Source organism: Acidovorax sp. GW823-FHT05D11 (assembly GCF_058795695.1).
This window is the reverse complement of record NZ_CM179502.1, coordinates 3,875,569-3,890,746: the sequence shown is the minus strand read 5'-3', so window position 1 is coordinate 3,890,746 and position 15,178 is coordinate 3,875,569. Positions and strand designations below refer to the sequence as shown.

15 protein-coding genes and 1 tRNA gene are annotated in these 15,178 nt (G+C 62.6%); all 16 read left to right on the top strand.

Annotation, left to right across the window (positions count from 1 at the left end; genetic code table 11):
* The first annotated feature begins 25 nt into the window (after positions 1–25).
* The 16 genes from secG to nuoN all read left to right on the top strand — a co-directional run bounded on the left by secG (position 26) and on the right by nuoN (position 15,168).
* Positions 26–400: a preprotein translocase subunit SecG gene (gene secG, locus AC3RCE_RS17920; protein ID WP_218295517.1), complete on the top strand. Its 375-nt coding sequence runs from the start codon at positions 26–28 to the stop codon at positions 398–400.
* A 114-nt stretch (positions 401–514) separates the two neighbouring features.
* Positions 515–599 (top strand) — tRNA-Leu (locus AC3RCE_RS17915).
* A gap of 73 nt (positions 600–672) precedes the next feature.
* Positions 673–1,032 (top strand): NADH-quinone oxidoreductase subunit A, encoded by a 360-nt coding sequence (locus AC3RCE_RS17910; RefSeq protein ID WP_055393226.1) that lies wholly within the window; start codon positions 673–675, stop codon positions 1,030–1,032.
* A 24-nt stretch (positions 1,033–1,056) separates the two neighbouring features.
* Positions 1,057–1,536 carry a NuoB/complex I 20 kDa subunit family protein gene (locus tag AC3RCE_RS17905; RefSeq protein WP_007849129.1) on the top strand — a complete coding sequence of 160 codons (480 nt, stop codon included), beginning with the start codon at positions 1,057–1,059 and terminating at the stop codon, positions 1,534–1,536.
* A 10-nt stretch (positions 1,537–1,546) separates the two neighbouring features.
* Positions 1,547–2,155, top strand: a complete 609-nt coding sequence (locus AC3RCE_RS17900; protein WP_218295516.1) for an NADH-quinone oxidoreductase subunit C — start codon at positions 1,547–1,549, stop codon at positions 2,153–2,155.
* Between the two features lie 27 nt (positions 2,156–2,182).
* Entirely contained in the window at positions 2,183–3,436 is a 1,254-nt protein-coding gene (locus tag AC3RCE_RS17895) for an NADH-quinone oxidoreductase subunit D (RefSeq protein ID WP_369642959.1), read from the top strand.
* On the top strand, positions 3,433–3,966 hold the full coding sequence (gene nuoE, locus AC3RCE_RS17890; RefSeq protein WP_218340157.1) for an NADH-quinone oxidoreductase subunit NuoE: 534 nt from the start codon (positions 3,433–3,435) through the stop codon (positions 3,964–3,966). Before AC3RCE_RS17895 ends, nuoE begins: the two co-directional genes overlap by 4 nt.
* Positions 3,963–5,321, top strand: a complete 1,359-nt coding sequence (gene nuoF / locus AC3RCE_RS17885; RefSeq protein WP_218340158.1) for an NADH-quinone oxidoreductase subunit NuoF — start codon at positions 3,963–3,965, stop codon at positions 5,319–5,321. Before nuoE ends, nuoF begins: the two co-directional genes overlap by 4 nt.
* 15 nt (positions 5,322–5,336) lie before the next feature.
* Entirely contained in the window at positions 5,337–7,472 is a 2,136-nt protein-coding gene (nuoG, locus tag AC3RCE_RS17880) for an NADH-quinone oxidoreductase subunit NuoG (RefSeq protein WP_492253609.1), read from the top strand.
* The gene (nuoH, locus tag AC3RCE_RS17875; RefSeq protein WP_218295511.1) at positions 7,469–8,545 is read left to right on the top strand and encodes an NADH-quinone oxidoreductase subunit NuoH; all 1,077 of its coding nucleotides are present in this window, start codon (positions 7,469–7,471) and stop codon (positions 8,543–8,545) included. The genes nuoG and nuoH overlap by 4 nt, the downstream gene beginning before the upstream one ends.
* A 12-nt stretch (positions 8,546–8,557) precedes the next feature.
* The gene (gene nuoI / locus AC3RCE_RS17870; RefSeq protein WP_218295510.1) at positions 8,558–9,070 is read left to right on the top strand and encodes an NADH-quinone oxidoreductase subunit NuoI; all 513 of its coding nucleotides are present in this window, start codon (positions 8,558–8,560) and stop codon (positions 9,068–9,070) included.
* A gap of 50 nt (positions 9,071–9,120) precedes the next feature.
* Positions 9,121–9,789 carry an NADH-quinone oxidoreductase subunit J gene (locus AC3RCE_RS17865; protein ID WP_492253608.1) on the top strand — a complete coding sequence of 223 codons (669 nt, stop codon included), beginning with the start codon at positions 9,121–9,123 and terminating at the stop codon, positions 9,787–9,789.
* Positions 9,786–10,094: an NADH-quinone oxidoreductase subunit NuoK gene (gene nuoK, locus AC3RCE_RS17860; protein ID WP_005793248.1), complete on the top strand. Its 309-nt coding sequence runs from the start codon at positions 9,786–9,788 to the stop codon at positions 10,092–10,094. Before AC3RCE_RS17865 ends, nuoK begins: the two co-directional genes overlap by 4 nt.
* A gap of 31 nt (positions 10,095–10,125) precedes the next feature.
* On the top strand, positions 10,126–12,162 hold the full coding sequence (gene nuoL / locus AC3RCE_RS17855; protein WP_492253607.1) for an NADH-quinone oxidoreductase subunit L: 2,037 nt from the start codon (positions 10,126–10,128) through the stop codon (positions 12,160–12,162).
* 12 nt (positions 12,163–12,174) lie between these two features.
* Complete coding sequence (locus AC3RCE_RS17850; protein WP_492253606.1) at positions 12,175–13,650, top strand: NADH-quinone oxidoreductase subunit M; 1,476 nt, start codon at positions 12,175–12,177, stop codon at positions 13,648–13,650.
* Between the two features lie 24 nt (positions 13,651–13,674).
* Positions 13,675–15,168 (top strand): NADH-quinone oxidoreductase subunit NuoN, encoded by a 1,494-nt coding sequence (gene nuoN / locus AC3RCE_RS17845; RefSeq protein ID WP_218295506.1) that lies wholly within the window; start codon positions 13,675–13,677, stop codon positions 15,166–15,168.
* Positions 15,169–15,178 lie beyond the last annotated feature (10 nt).

Sequence of the window (15,178 nt, the reverse complement as noted above, 5' to 3'; positions counted from 1 at the left end):
CTATTCAATCAGGAGTGAACAGAGAATGAACGTGATCGTGAATGTGGTTTTGGCGGTGCAGATGCTGACGGCCCTGGGGATGATTGGCCTGATCCTTGTCCAGCATGGCAAGGGTGCGGACATGGGGGCGGCATTTGGCAGCGGCAGTTCCGGAAGCCTGTTCGGCGCCAGCGGCAGTGCCAATTTCCTGTCGCGCACCACGGCAGTCCTGGCTGCGGTGTTTTTTGTCGCAACGCTGGCGTTGGCCTACTTTGGCAATGCGCGTCCCGCCAGTTCGGGCAGCGTGCTGGAAAGCCCGGCTGCTGCAGTGCCCGCGGGTGCTCCTGCGGCCTCGGCTTCGGATGCTGTTGTGGCTCCTGCGGTGCCCGCTTCAGGCGCCGCGCAGATCCCCACCAAATAATCTGCACTAAATTGGGCTTCGTAAGCCGAAGCAGGGTTTTTCCGGAGTAGAATTCTGGATTGTCTGGAAAGCCAAAGCCGCAAGGTTCCTCATGCCATCCAGATGCAAAAAACAGCCGTCGTGGTGAAATTGGTAGACACGCTATCTTGAGGGGGTAGTGGCGAAAGCTGTGCGAGTTCGAGTCTCGCCGACGGCACCAAAACAAAGGCCTGCCTGCATGACCCGGCTCGGGTCCTGACGGGCAAGGCCACAGCGGTGAGCACATCCTCAAGATGAACCTCGATCAGTACCTCCCCGTCCTTTTGTTCATCTTGGTCGGCATCGCCGTCGGCGTTGTCCCCCTTGTCCTCGGCTACATACTGGGCCCCAACCGCCCGGATGCCGCGAAGAACTCCCCCTACGAATGTGGCTTTGAAGCCTTCGAGGATGCGCGCATGAAGTTTGACGTGCGCTACTACCTCGTGGCCATTCTCTTCATTCTTTTCGATCTCGAAATCGCATTTCTCTTCCCATGGGCGGTGACGCTGCATGAGGTGGGTATCGCCGGCTTCGTGGCCGTCGTGATTTTCCTGGCCATCCTGGTCGTGGGCTTTGCCTACGAGTGGAAAAAGGGTGCCCTGGATTGGGAATGAGCGGGCCTCAACAAGGATGATGCAATGATTGAAGGCGTGATGAAGGAAGGCTTCATCACCACGAGCTATGACTCCGTGGTGAATTGGGCCAAGACGGGCTCTCTGTGGCCCATGACTTTTGGCCTGGCGTGCTGTGCGGTGGAGATGATGCATGCCGCCGCCGCGCGCTATGACATCGGCCGCTTCGGTGCGGAGGTGTTTCGTGCCAGCCCCCGCCAGTCCGATCTGATGATCGTGGCCGGCACGCTGTGCAACAAGATGGCGCCCGCCCTGCGCAAGGTGTACGACCAGATGTCGGAGCCCCGCTGGGTGCTGTCGATGGGTTCGTGCGCCAACGGCGGCGGCTACTACCACTACAGCTATTCCGTGGTGCGCGGCTGCGACCGTATCGTGCCCGTGGACGTGTACGTGCCCGGCTGCCCGCCCACTGCCGAAGCGCTGATCTACGGGATCATCCAGCTGCAGCAGAAGATCCGCCGCACCAACACCATTGCTCGCGTCTGAAGGGTTGATGATGACTGCTGTTGCCATTCGGCCCGAAAACCTCAAAGACAACATTGCCGCGGCGTTGGGCGCGAAAGTGCGCCAGATCACGGTGGCCCTGGATGAGGTCACGGTGGTCGTTGCTGCCGCCGACTACCTCGATGCCATGCGCGTCCTGCGTGATGCGGAGGGTTGCCGTTTCGAACAGCTGATCGATCTGTGCGGCGTGGACTATTCCGCCTATGCAGACGCAGTGAACGAGGGAGCCCGCTATTGTGTCGTGTCGCACCTGCTGTCCGTGAGCCTGAACCAGCGCCTGCGCGTGAAGGTGTTCTGCGCGGATGACGATTTCCCTGTGGTGGCTTCGGTCTCCGATCTCTGGAACTCGGCCAACTGGTACGAGCGCGAGGCGTTCGACCTTTTTGGCATCGTGTTCGACGGCCACAACGACCTGCGCCGCATCCTGACCGACTACGGCTTCATCGGCCACCCCTTCCGCAAGGACTTCCCGCTGTCCGGCCACGTCGAGATGCGCTACGACGCAGAGCAGCGCCGGGTGGTCTACGAGCCGGTGTCGATCGAGCCGCGCGAGATCACGCCGCGCATCATCCGCGAAGACAAGTACGGAGGCCTGCACTAAGGCGCTCCGCGCCCCACGTGACCCACCATGGCTGAAATCAAGAACTACTCCCTGAACTTCGGACCGCAGCACCCTGCAGCGCACGGCGTGTTGCGCCTGGTGCTCGAGCTCGACGGCGAAGTCGTCCAGCGTGCCGACCCGCACATCGGCCTGCTGCACCGCGCCACCGAAAAGCTGGCCGAGCACAAGACCTACATCCAGTCGCTGCCCTACATGGACCGCCTGGACTATGTGTCCATGATGTGCAACGAGCACGCCTACTGCCTGGCCATCGAAAAGCTGCTGGGCCTGGAAGTGCCTATCCGCGCCCAGTACATCCGCGTGATGTTCTCCGAGATCACGCGCCTGCTGAATCACCTGATGTGGCTGGGTTCGCACGGCAACGACTGCGGCAGCTCCACCATCCTGATCTACACCTTCCGCGAGCGCGAAGATCTGTTCGACATGTACGAAGCCGTCTCCGGCGCGCGCATGCACGCGGCGTACTTCCGTCCGGGCGGCGTGTACCGCGACCTGCCGGACTCCATGCCGCAGTACAAGGTCAGCAAGATCAAGAACGCCAAGGCCCTGGAGGCCATGAACAAGAACCGCCAGGGTTCGATGCTCGACTTCATCGACGACTTCACCCAGCGCTTCCCGGCCTGTGTGGACGAATACGAGACCCTGCTCACCGACAACCGCATCTGGAAGCAGCGCACCGTGGGCATCGGCGTGGTGCCGCCCGAACGCGCGCTGAACCTGGGCATGACCGGCCCCATGCTGCGTGGTTCCGGCATCGCCTGGGACCTGCGCAAGACCCAGCCCTACGACGTTTACGACCGCATGGACTTCGACGTGCCCGTGGGCAAGACGGGTGACTGCTACGACCGCTACCTCGTGCGCGTGCAGGAAATGCGCGAGTCCAACCGCATCATCAAGCAGTGCGTGGACTGGCTGCGCGCCAACCCCGGCCCGGTCATCACCGACAACCACAAGGTGGCTGCGCCCGATCGTGAATCCATGAAGTCCAACATGGAAGAGCTGATCCACCATTTCAAGCTCTTCACCGAAGGTTTCCATGTGCCCGAGGGCGAGGCCTATGCCGCCGTCGAGCATCCCAAGGGCGAGTTCGGCATCTACCTGGTGAGCGACGGGGCCAACAAGCCCTACCGCCTGAAGATCCGTGCGCCGGGCTTCGCCCACCTGGCCACGCTCGATGAAATGGCCCGCGGCCACATGATCGCCGACGCGGTGGCCATCATCGGCACCATGGATATCGTGTTCGGAGAGATTGACCGATGAGTACGACCGAATCGAAGAACCAGACCGCTGGCGCCACCGCCATCACCGAGACGACGCTTGCCCGTTTTGCGCGCGAAGTCGCCAAGTACCCCCCCGAGCAGAAGCAGTCGGCCGTGATGGCCTGCCTGTCCATCGTGCAGCAGGAGCAGGGCTGGGTCAGTGTCGAGAGCGAGGCCGTGATCGCCGAGTACCTCGGCATGGCCCAGATCGCGGTGCACGAAGTCACCACGTTCTACAACATGTACAACCAGCAGCCGACGGGCAAGTACAAGCTCAACGTCTGCACCAACCTGCCTTGCCAGCTGCGCGACGGCCAGAAGGCGCTGCACCACCTCGAGAAGAAGCTCGGCGTGGCCATGGGCGAGACCACTTCCGACGGCCTGTTCACGCTGCAGCAGTGCGAATGCCTGGGTGCCTGTGCCGATGCGCCCGTGATGCTGGTCAACGACCGCACCATGTGCAGTTTCATGGACAACGACAAGCTTGACCAGCTTGTGGATGGCTTGCGCGCTGCGGAAGGACAAGCATGACCACCGCCGCACAGATCCTCTCGCAGTTCCAGGCCACCGGCGTCCAGACCTGCTTCCACGACCGCCATATCAACCCGCAGATCTATGCGGGCCTGGACGGCACGAACTGGAGCCTCAAAGACTACGAAGCGCGTGGCGGCTACGCCGCGCTGCGCAAGATCCTGGCGCAGGGCGAAGGCGAAGGCCTCACCCAGGACCAGGTGATCGCCACCGTCAAGGAATCGGGCCTGCGCGGCCGTGGCGGCGCGGGCTTCCCCACCGGCCTCAAGTGGAGCTTCATGCCCCGCTCGTTCCCGGGCCAGAAGTACCTGGTGTGCAACTCCGACGAAGGCGAGCCGGGCACCTGCAAGGACCGCGACATCCTGCAGTTCAACCCGCACATCGTCATCGAGGGCATGATCATCGCGGCTTACGCGATGGGCATCTCCGTGGGCTACAACTACATCCACGGCGAAATCTTCCAGACCTACGACCGTTTTGAAGAAGCGCTTGAAGAGGCACGCGCCGCAGGCTACCTGGGCGACAAGATCCTGGGCAGCAACTTCAGCTTCCAGCTGCATGCCGCGCACGGCTTCGGCGCCTATATCTGCGGCGAAGAGACCGCGCTGCTCGAATCGCTGGAAGGCAAGAAGGGCCAGCCGCGCTTCAAGCCGCCGTTCCCGGCCAGCTTCGGCCTGTACGGCAAGCCCACCACCATCAATAACACCGAGACCTTCGCGGCCGTGCCGTGGATCATCCGCAACGGCGGTGCTGCCTATCTTGAATGCGGCAAGCCCAACAACGGCGGCACCAAGATCTTCTCGGTCTCGGGCGACGTGGAAAAGCCCGGCAACTACGAAGTGCCCCTGGGCACGCCCTTCGCCAAGCTGCTCGAACTCGCTGGTGGCGTGCGCAAGGGCCGCCAGCTCAAGGCCGTGATTCCCGGCGGCTCGTCCGCACCGGTGCTGCCGGCTTCCATCATCATGGAATGCACGATGGACTACGACTCCATCGCCAAGGCCGGCTCCATGCTGGGCTCGGGCGCGGTCATCGTGATGGACGACTCCCGCAGCATGGTCGAGAGCCTGCTGCGCCTGTCCTATTTTTACTCGCACGAGTCCTGCGGCCAGTGCACGCCGTGCCGCGAAGGCACGGGCTGGATGTGGCGCGTGATCGACCGAATCCAGCATGGTCAGGGGCGCGATGGCGACCTGAACCTGCTCAATTCGGTGGCGGACAACATCCAGGGCCGCACCATCTGCGCACTGGGTGACGCAGCGGCCATGCCGGTGCGCGCCATGATCAAGCACTTCCGTCCGGAATTCGAAGCGCTGATCCGCCAAGAGAAGACCCCGCAGGCTTCCGCCTCCGCCTGATCGCGAGAAACGCATATGGTTGAAATCGAACTCGACGGGCAGAAGGTAGAAGTCGCCGAAGGCTGCATGGTGATGCATGCAGCCGAAAAGGCCGGCACCTACATTCCCCATTTCTGCTATCACAAGAAGCTCTCCATCGCCGCCAATTGCCGCATGTGCCTGGTGGACGTGGAGAAGGCCCCCAAGCCCATGCCCGCCTGCGCCACGCCGGTCACGCAGGGCATGATCGTGCGCACCAAGAGCGACAAGGCCATCAAGGCCCAGCAGTCGGTCATGGAATTCCTGCTGATCAACCACCCGCTGGATTGCCCCATCTGCGACCAGGGCGGCGAGTGCCAGCTGCAGGATCTGGCCGTGGGCTACGGCGGTTCCTCCTCGCGCTACGAGGAAGAAAAGCGCGTGGTCTTCCACAAGGATGTGGGCCCGCTGATCTCCATGGAGGAGATGAGCCGCTGCATCCACTGCACCCGCTGCGTGCGCTTCGGCCAGGAAGTGGCCGGCGTGATGGAACTCGGCATGATCCACCGCGGCGAGCACTCCGAGATCACCACCGTGGCGGGCGATACCGTGGACTCCGAGCTGTCGGGCAACATGATCGACATCTGCCCCGTGGGCGCGCTCACGAGCAAGCCGTTCCGCTACAGCGCCCGCACCTGGGAACTGTCGCGCCGCCGCTCCGTCAGCCCGCACGACTCCACCGGTGCCAACCTCATCGTGCAGGTCAAGAACCACAAGGTGATGCGTGTCGTTCCGTTCGAGAACGAAGCCGTCAACGAATGCTGGATCGCCGACCGTGACCGCTTCTCGTACGAATCGCTCAACAGCGACGAGCGGCTGACCCAGCCCATGCTCAAGCAGGGCGGAGTCTGGAAGACCGTCGACTGGCAGACTGCGCTCGAATACGTGGCCAACGGCTTGAAGAACATCAAGAACGACCATGGCGCTGGCGCCATCGGTGCCCTGGTCAGCCCGCACAGCACGCTCGAAGAACTGTACCTGGCCTCCGCCCTGGTGCGCGGCCTGGGCAGCGACAACATTGACTACCGCCTGCGCAACGCCGAATTCGCGGCGCCCGAAGGCATCCGCTGGCTCGGCACGTCCATCGCCTCGCTGTCCACGCTGCAGCGCGTGCTGGTGGTGGGCTCCAACCTGCGCAAGGACCATCCGCTGTTCGCGCAGCGCATCCGCCAGGCTGCGCGCCATGGCTGCCAGGTCAGCGTGGTCGACTCGGCCCTGGCCGATTGGGCCATGCCCGTGAAGCACTCCCTGCTGCAAGGCGCCGGTCAGTGGCTGCAGGCGCTGGGCACCATCGCCGCTGCCGTGGCACAGGAAAAGGGCACGGCCGCACCCGCAGGTTCCGGTGATCCCACCGAAGCCTCCCTGGCCATCGCCCGCTCATTGCTGGGCGGCGAACGCAAGGCCATACTGTTGGGCAATGCCGCAGCGCACCATGCCCAGGCAGCCCGGCTGCTGGCGCTTGCCAACTGGATTGGTGAACAAACCGGGGCAACCGTCGGCTACCTGACGGAAGCCGCCAACACCGTGGGCGCGCAATTCGCTGGCGCCCATCCCGTGAACGGAGGCCTGAGTGCAGGCCAGATGCTGGCGGGTGGACTGAAGGCGGCCTTGCTGCTCAATACCGAGCCTGTCCATGACTCTGCAGCCGGCCTGCAGGCCGCCACGGCCCTGGGAGGGGCGGAGATGGTGGTGACCTTGAGCCCGTTCAAGGCCAATATGGAATTCAGTGATGTGCTGCTGCCGGTGGCGCCGTTCACGGAAACCTCGGGCAGCTTCATCAATGCGGAAGGCCGCCTGCAGGGTTTCCATGCCGTGGTGCGTCCTCTGGGCGATACCCGTCCGGCCTGGAAGGTGCTGCGCGTGCTGGCCAATCTGCTGGGCGTGCCGGGTTTTGATTTCGAGACGTCGCAGGATGTGCTGGCCCGCGCCACGAATGCGCCTGCTGGCACCTTCGCGCAGGTCCCGGCCGCTCAATTGTCGAATGCCGTGAGCACTGCTGTCCCTGTCGCCCCCGCAGTGGTGGGCGAGCCCGTGGTGGCCTCGATCTATCAACTGGACGGCCTGGTGCGCCGTTCCACGTCGCTGCAGCTGACCGCCGACGCGCGCTTGGCACGCGAAGGAGTGGCAGCATGATCGACGCGATCTACAACGCGGGCCTAAACCTGCTTTCCTTTGGCTGGTGGACCGGCGTGGTCTGGCCGGTGCTCTGGATCCTGCTCAAGATCGTCTGCATTCTGGCGCCCCTGATGGGGGCGGTGGCCTATCTCACGCTGTGGGAGCGCAAGCTCCTGGGCTTCATGCAGGTGCGCCATGGCCCCAACCGGGTCGGCCCGCTCGGGTTGCTGCAACCCATCGCGGACGCCTTGAAGCTGCTGACCAAGGAAATCATCCAGCCTACTGCCGCCAGCAAAGGGCTCTTCGTGCTGGGGCCGGTCATGGCGATCATGCCCGCGCTGGCTGCCTGGGTGGCGATTCCGTTCGGCCCGGACGTGGCATTGGCCAATGTCAACGCCGGCCTGCTGCTGGTGATGGCCATCACCTCCATCGAGGTGTACGGCGTGATCATTGCCGGCTGGGCATCGAACTCCAAGTACGCCTTCCTGGGCGCACTGCGGGCGTCCGCGCAGATGGTGAGCTACGAAATCGCCATGGGTTTTTGCTTCCTGGTGGTGATCATGGTTTCGGGCAGCATGAACCTGACCGAGATCGTGATGTCCCAGTCCCGCGGCATGGCCTCCAACATGGGCCTGGGCTTCCTGTCCTGGAACTGGTTGCCATTGCTGCCCATCTTCCTGGTCTACCTGATCTCGGGTGTGGCTGAGACGAACCGCCATCCGTTCGACGTGGTGGAAGGCGAAGCCGAAATCGTGGCGGGCCACATGGTGGAGTACTCCGGCATGGGTTTCGCGATCTTCTTTCTGGCGGAATACGCGAGCATGTGGCTGGTGTCCATCCTGGCCGCCCTCATGTTCCTGGGCGGCTGGCTGCCTCCGGTGGATTTCCTCTCGTTCATTCCTGGCTGGATCTGGCTCGGGATCAAGACATTCCTCGTGGTGTCCATGTTCATCTGGATCCGGGCGACATTCCCCCGTTTCCGTTATGACCAGATCATGCGTCTGGGTTGGAAGATCTTCATTCCGGTCACCCTGGTGTGGCTGCTGATCGTCGGCGGGTGGTTGCTCTCGCCTTGGAATATCTGGAAATAAGCGGGGACACAAATGACTGCTGTTGCTGCTGCTGCACCTTTCTCGTTCAAGGATTTCTTCAAGAGCTTCATGCTCGTGGAACTGCTCAAGGGCATGGCCCTCACGGGGCGCTACGCCTTTCGCCGCAAGGTGACCGTGCAGTTCCCAGAAGAGAAGACCCCCTTGTCGCCACGTTTTCGTGGCCTGCACGCCTTGCGCCGTTATGAGAATGGCGAAGAGCGCTGCATCGCCTGCAAGCTGTGCGAGGCCGTGTGCCCCGCCATGGCCATCACCATTGAGTCGGACGTGCGCGACGATGGCTCCCGCCGCACCACGCGCTACGACATCGACCTGACCAAGTGCATCTTCTGCGGCTTCTGCGAAGAAAGCTGCCCGGTGGACTCGATCGTCGAGACGCACATTTTTGAGTACCACGGCGAAAAGCGTGGCGATCTGTATTTCACGAAGGACATGCTCCTGGCCGTGGGCGACCGGTACGAAGGTGAAATCGCGGCAGCCAAGGCTGCGGACGCCAAGTACCGCTGAGCGGTGCTGGGTTCAGCCTCTTTGCCAGACTTTCTATAAAGACCCGATTCATGGACGCCAAGACAGGTTTCTTCTACCTCTTCTCGGTCGTGCTGCTGTTCGCAGCCTTCCGGGTGATCACCGCGCGCAATCCCGTGCATGCGGTGCTCTACCTCATCCTCGCGTTCTCGCAGGCCGCCGCCGTCTGGCTGCTGCTCAAGGCCGAGTTCCTGGCCATTGCACTCGTGCTGGTGTACCTGGGCGCGGTGATGGTGCTTTTCCTCTTCGTCGTGATGATGCTGGACATCCACATCGACACGGTGCGCAAGGGGTTCTGGAAGCACTTTCCCCTGGCCGCCACGGTGGGCGCACTGATCGCGCTCGAAATGGCCGCGGTGCTGATGGGGGGCTTCCGGGGCATGGATGAGCCCAAGGCTGTCGCCACGGCGGTGAATGCGGCGGGCCAGGTCGTCCAGTATTCCAACACCAAGGCGCTGGGCAAGCTGCTCTACACCGAGTATCTCTATCCCGTGGAAATCGCGGCCGTGATCCTGCTGGTGGCGATGATTGCCGCCATTGCCCTGACGCTGCGCCAGCGCAAGGACAGCAAGGCGATCAATCCGTCCATACAGATCCGCGTGCGCGCCAGCGACCGCCTCGAAGTGGTCAAGGTTGCCGCCACCCAGAAGGCTGAGGCGCCAGCGCCTGCAGAGGCTGTCGCCGAGGAGAAAAAAGCATGACGCTGACATTGGGCCATTTTCTCTCGCTGGGCGCGATGCTGTTCGCGCTGGCCGTGATCGGCATCTTCCTCAATCGCAAGAACCTGATTGTGCTGCTGATGGCGATCGAGTTGATGCTGCTGGCGGTCAACATGAACTTCGTGGCGTTCTCCCACTACCTGGGCGACATGCATGGACAGGTGTTTGTGTTCTTCATCCTGACCGTGGCAGCGGCCGAATCGGCGATCGGCCTGGCCATCCTGGTGCTGCTGTTCCGCAACAAGTCCAGCATCAACGCGGAAGACCTCAACACCCTCAAGGGTTGATGAGCCACCTGTATTCCCAAGGTTCTCAAGAATGAGTCAAACCCTCTCTGCTTCAACGCTCCTGGCCGTGCCGCTGGCTCCGCTGGCGGGCGCCTTGCTGGCCGGCATCTTCGGTACGACCTTTGGTGGTAACTGGATTGGCCGCCGCCTGAGCCACACCCTGACCATCCTGGGCGTGCTCGTGGCCTTCGTCCTGTCGGCCATGACGCTCAAGAGTGTTGCGCTGGATGGCGCCCGTTTCAACGAAACGCTGTACACCTGGATGGTGGTCGGCGGCCTCAAGATGGAAGTCGGCTTCCTGATCGACAGCCTCACGGCCATGATGATGGTGGTGGTGACCTTCGTGTCGCTGATGGTGCACATCTACACGATCGGCTACATGGAAGAGGACGACGGCTACAACCGCTTCTTCGCGTACATCTCCCTGTTCACGTTCTCCATGCTCATGCTGGTCATGAGCAACAACCTGCTGCAGCTGTTCTTCGGCTGGGAAGCCGTGGGCCTGGTGTCCTACCTGCTGATCGGTTTCTGGTTCAACAAGCCCAGCGCGATCTTCGCCAACATGAAGGCCTTCCTGGTCAACCGCGTGGGGGACTTCGGCTTCATCCTGGGCATCGGCCTCATCGCGGCCTACGCAGGCACGCTGAACTACGGCGAAGTGTTTGCCAAGTCGGGTGAGCTCGGCGGCCTGGCTTTCCCCGGCACCGACTGGATGCTGATCACCGTGATCTGCATCTGCCTGTTCATCGGTGCGATGGGCAAGTCCGCCCAGTTCCCGCTGCACGTCTGGCTGCCCGACTCGATGGAAGGCCCGACCCCCATCTCGGCACTGATCCACGCGGCCACCATGGTGACGGCCGGCATCTTCATGGTGGCGCGCATGTCGCCCCTGTTCGAGCTGTCGGATACCGCCCTGAACTTCATCCTGGTGATCGGGGCCATCACGGCGCTGTTCATGGGTTTCCTGGGCATCATCCAGAACGACATCAAGCGCGTGGTGGCCTACTCCACGCTGTCGCAGCTCGGGTACATGACCGTGGCGCTGGGTGCGTCGGCCTATTCGGTCGCCGTGTTCCACCTGATGACCCACGCGTTCTTCAAGGCGCTGCTGTTCCTCGGTGCCGGCTCGGTCATCATGGGCATGCACCACAACCAGGACATCCGCTGGATGGGCGGCGTGCGCAAGTACATGCCCATCACCTGGATCACCTCGCTGCTGGGTTCGCTCGCGCTGATCGGCACCCCGCTGTTCGCGGGCTTCTATTCCAAGGACAGCATCATCGAGGCGGTCCATTTCAGCCATCTGCCTGCGGCCGGTTTTGCGCACTTCGCCGTGCTGGCGGGTGTATTCATCACGGCGTTCTATTCGTTCCGCATGTACTTCCTGGTTTTCCATGGCAAGGAGCGTTACGACCAGAATCCTGATGCGCACCATGATGACCACCATGGCCATGACGATCACCATCACGAGCCCCACGAATCGCCCTGGGTGGTGACCGTGCCTCTGGTGCTGCTGGCCATTCCGTCGGTGGTGGTGGGTTTCATGTTCATCCAGCCCATGCTGTTCGGCGACTTCTTTAAGAACGTGATCTTTGTCGATGCGGTCAAGCATCCGGCCATGGCGAAACTGGCTGAAATTTTCCACGGTCCGGTGGCCATGGCGGTGCACGGACTGCAGACCGCGCCGTTCTGGCTGGCGCTCGCTGGCGTGGTTGCTTCGTACTACATGTACATGGTCAACCCCGCGCTGCCGGCCGGCATCAAGGCCCGCGTGCAGCCCCTGTACATGCTGCTGGAAAACAAGTACTACCTCGACTGGATCAACGAGAACATCCTGGCCCGCGGCGCGCGTGCCCTGGGCGTCGGCCTGTGGAAGGGTGGCGATCAGGCCATCATCGACGGGGCCCTCGTGAATGGCTCCTGGAAGCTGGTGCGCGGGGTTTCCGGCATCGTCCGCTGGATGCAGTCGGGCTTCATCTTCCACTATGCGCTGGTGATGATTCTGGGTGTCTTCGCATTGATGACCTGGTTTGTCTGGGGCGATGCTTTCTTGCAGCTCATCAAATAAGGAAAACAACAAATGGGTCTGTTGAGTCTTGCAATCTGGACACCGATTGCCTTCGGTGTGCTGCTGCTGGCCATTGGGCGGGATGAGCATGCCCGCGCGGTGCGGTGGCTGGCGCTGGTCGGGGCCGTGATCGGCTTCCTGGTGACTTTGCCCCTGTACGATGGCTTCAAGCTGGGCACGGCGGCGATGCAGTTTGTCGAGAAGGCCGCCTGGATCGAGCGCTTCAATGTCCACTACCACCTGGGCGTGGATGGCATTTCGTTCTGGTTCGTGCCGCTGACGGCTTTCATCACCGTCATCGTGGTGGTGGCTTCCTGGGAATCCATCACCGAGCGCGTGAACCAGTACATGGGCGCGTTCCTGATCCTGTCAGGCCTCATGGTCGGAGTGTTCACGGCGCTGGACGGCATGCTGTTCTACGTGTTCTTCGAAGCCACGCTGATCCCCATGTACCTGATCATCGGGATCTGGGGCGGCCCCAACAAGATCTACGCGGCGTTCAAGTTCTTCCTGTACACGCTGCTTGGCTCGCTGCTGATGCTGATCGCGCTGATCTTCCTGTACAACCAGTCGGGTGGCAGCTTCGACATCGCGACGTGGCACCAGCTGCCATTGAGCGGCCGCGCGCAGACGCTGCTGTTCTTCGCCTTCTTCGCGGCCTTCGCCGTGAAGGTGCCCATGTGGCCAGTGCATACCTGGCTGCCCGATGTGCACGTGGAAGCCCCCACCGGCGGCTCGGCCGTGCTGGCCGCCATCATGCTCAAGCTCGGTGCCTACGGTTTCCTGCGGTTTTCGATGCCCATCGCTCCCGACGCTTCGCGCGAATGGGCGTGGCTGATGATCGCGCTGTCGCTGATCGCGGTGATCTATGTGGGCCTGGTGGCCATGGTCCAGAAGGACATGAAGAAGCTGGTGGCCTACTCGTCGGTGGCGCACATGGGCTTCGTGACCCTGGGTTTTTTCATCTTCAACGACCTGGGCGTCTCCGGCGGCCTGGTGCAGATGATTGCCCACGGCTTCGTCTCGGGTGCCATGTTCCTGTCCATCGGCGTGCTGTACGACCGCGTGCACTCGCGTGAAATCGCGGCCTACGGCGGCGTGGTCAACACCATGCCCAACTTCACGGCCTTCGCGCTGCTGTTCGCCATGGCTAACTGCGGCCTTCCGGGCACCGCCGGTTTCGTCGGCGAATGGATGGTGATCCTGGGGGCCGTCAAGGCCAACTTCTGGATCGGCATGGCAGCCGCCACGGCGTTGATTTTTGGCGCCGCCTACACGCTGTGGATGTTCAAGCGGGTGTACCTGGGACCTGTCGGCAACGACAACGTCAAGGGCCTCACCGATATCGACAGCCGCGAGTTCCTGGTGCTTGCACTGCTGGGCATCGCCGTGCTGGCCATGGGCTTGTACCCGCGCCCCTTCACCGATGTGATGGACACCTCGGTGGCCGAACTGCTCAAGCATGTCGCGCTGTCCAAGCTGAACTGACCAGACTGAACTGAGAGATTCGAGATGATTGACAACATCAGCTGGCTCGCGATTTACCCCGAAATCGTGCTATTGACCATGGCCTGCGTGATCGCGCTGGTCGATCTGGGCGTGCACAGCGCACGCCGCACGGGCACCTATGTGCTGACCCTGCTCACGCTGGCCGTGGTGGCGGCATTGCAGGCCATGTACGCCAGCAGCGGCAACACCTTCTACGGCTTTGGCAACATGGTGGTCAGCGACGCCATGGGCAACTGGCTCAAGTGCTTCGCCACCGTGGCGATGATGATCACGCTGGTCTACGGCCGTCCCTATGCGGCGGACCGCGGCATGATGCGCGGCGGCGAGATGTTCACGCTGTCGATGTTTGCGCTGCTGGGCATGTTCATCATGATCTCGGGCAACAACTTCCTGGTGATCTACCTGGGCCTGGAACTCCTGACCCTGTCGAGCTACGCCCTGGTGGCCTTGCGCCGCGACAACGCCACGGCGACGGAAGCGGCGATGAAGTACTTCGTGCTCGGCGCCATGGCCAGCGGTTTCCTGCTGTACGGCCTGTCCATGATCTACGGTGCCACGGGTTCGCTCGACATCGGCCAGGTGTTCAAGGCGGTCAATTCGGGCCAGATCCGCCATCAGGTGCTGGTCTTCGGCCTGGTGTTCGTGGTGGCTGGCCTGGCCTTCAAGCTGGGCGTGGTGCCGTTTCACATGTGGATTCCCGACGTGTACCAGGGTGCCCCCACGGCCGTCACGCTCATGATCGGTGGTGCGCCCAAGCTGGCAGCCTTCGCGATCACGATCCGCCTGCTGGTGGACGGCCTGCTGCCCCTGGCCATCGACTGGCAGCAGATGCTCGCGGTGCTGGCCATCGGCTCGCTGCTCGTGGGCAACCTGGCCGCCATCGCGCAGACCAACCTCAAGCGCATGCTGGCCTACTCCACGATCTCGCAGATGGGCTTCGTGCTGCTGGGCCTGATGTCGGGTGTGGTGAATGGCAATGTGGATGCCACGGCCGTCGAGAACGCCTACAGCGCCTCCATGTTCTATGTGGTGACCTATGTGCTCACCACGCTGGCCGCGTTCGGCGTGATCCTGCTGCTGGCGCGCGAGGGCTTCGAGAGCGAAGAAATCTCGGACTTTGCGGGCCTGAACCAGCGCAGCCCCCTGTATGCGGGCGTGATGGCGGTCTGCCTGTTCTCCATGGCCGGCATTCCCCCGCTGGTGGGTTTCTACGCCAAGCTGGCGGTGCTGCAGGCGCTGGTGGCCTCCGGCCAGGGCCTGTACATCGCGATGGCGGTGTTCGCCGTGATGATGTCGCTGATTGGCGCCTTCTACTACCTGCGGGTGGTGAAGGTCATGTACTTCGACGCTCCGCTGACGGCTTCGAACGTATCGGCGCCCGTGGACGTGCGCGTGGTACTGACGCTCAACGGTGCACTTCTTCTGGTGCTGGGCCTTCTGCCCGGCGGTCTGATGGCGCTGTGCGCGGACGCTGTCGTGCGCGCGCTGGCGACCTAAGCGCCTCGCC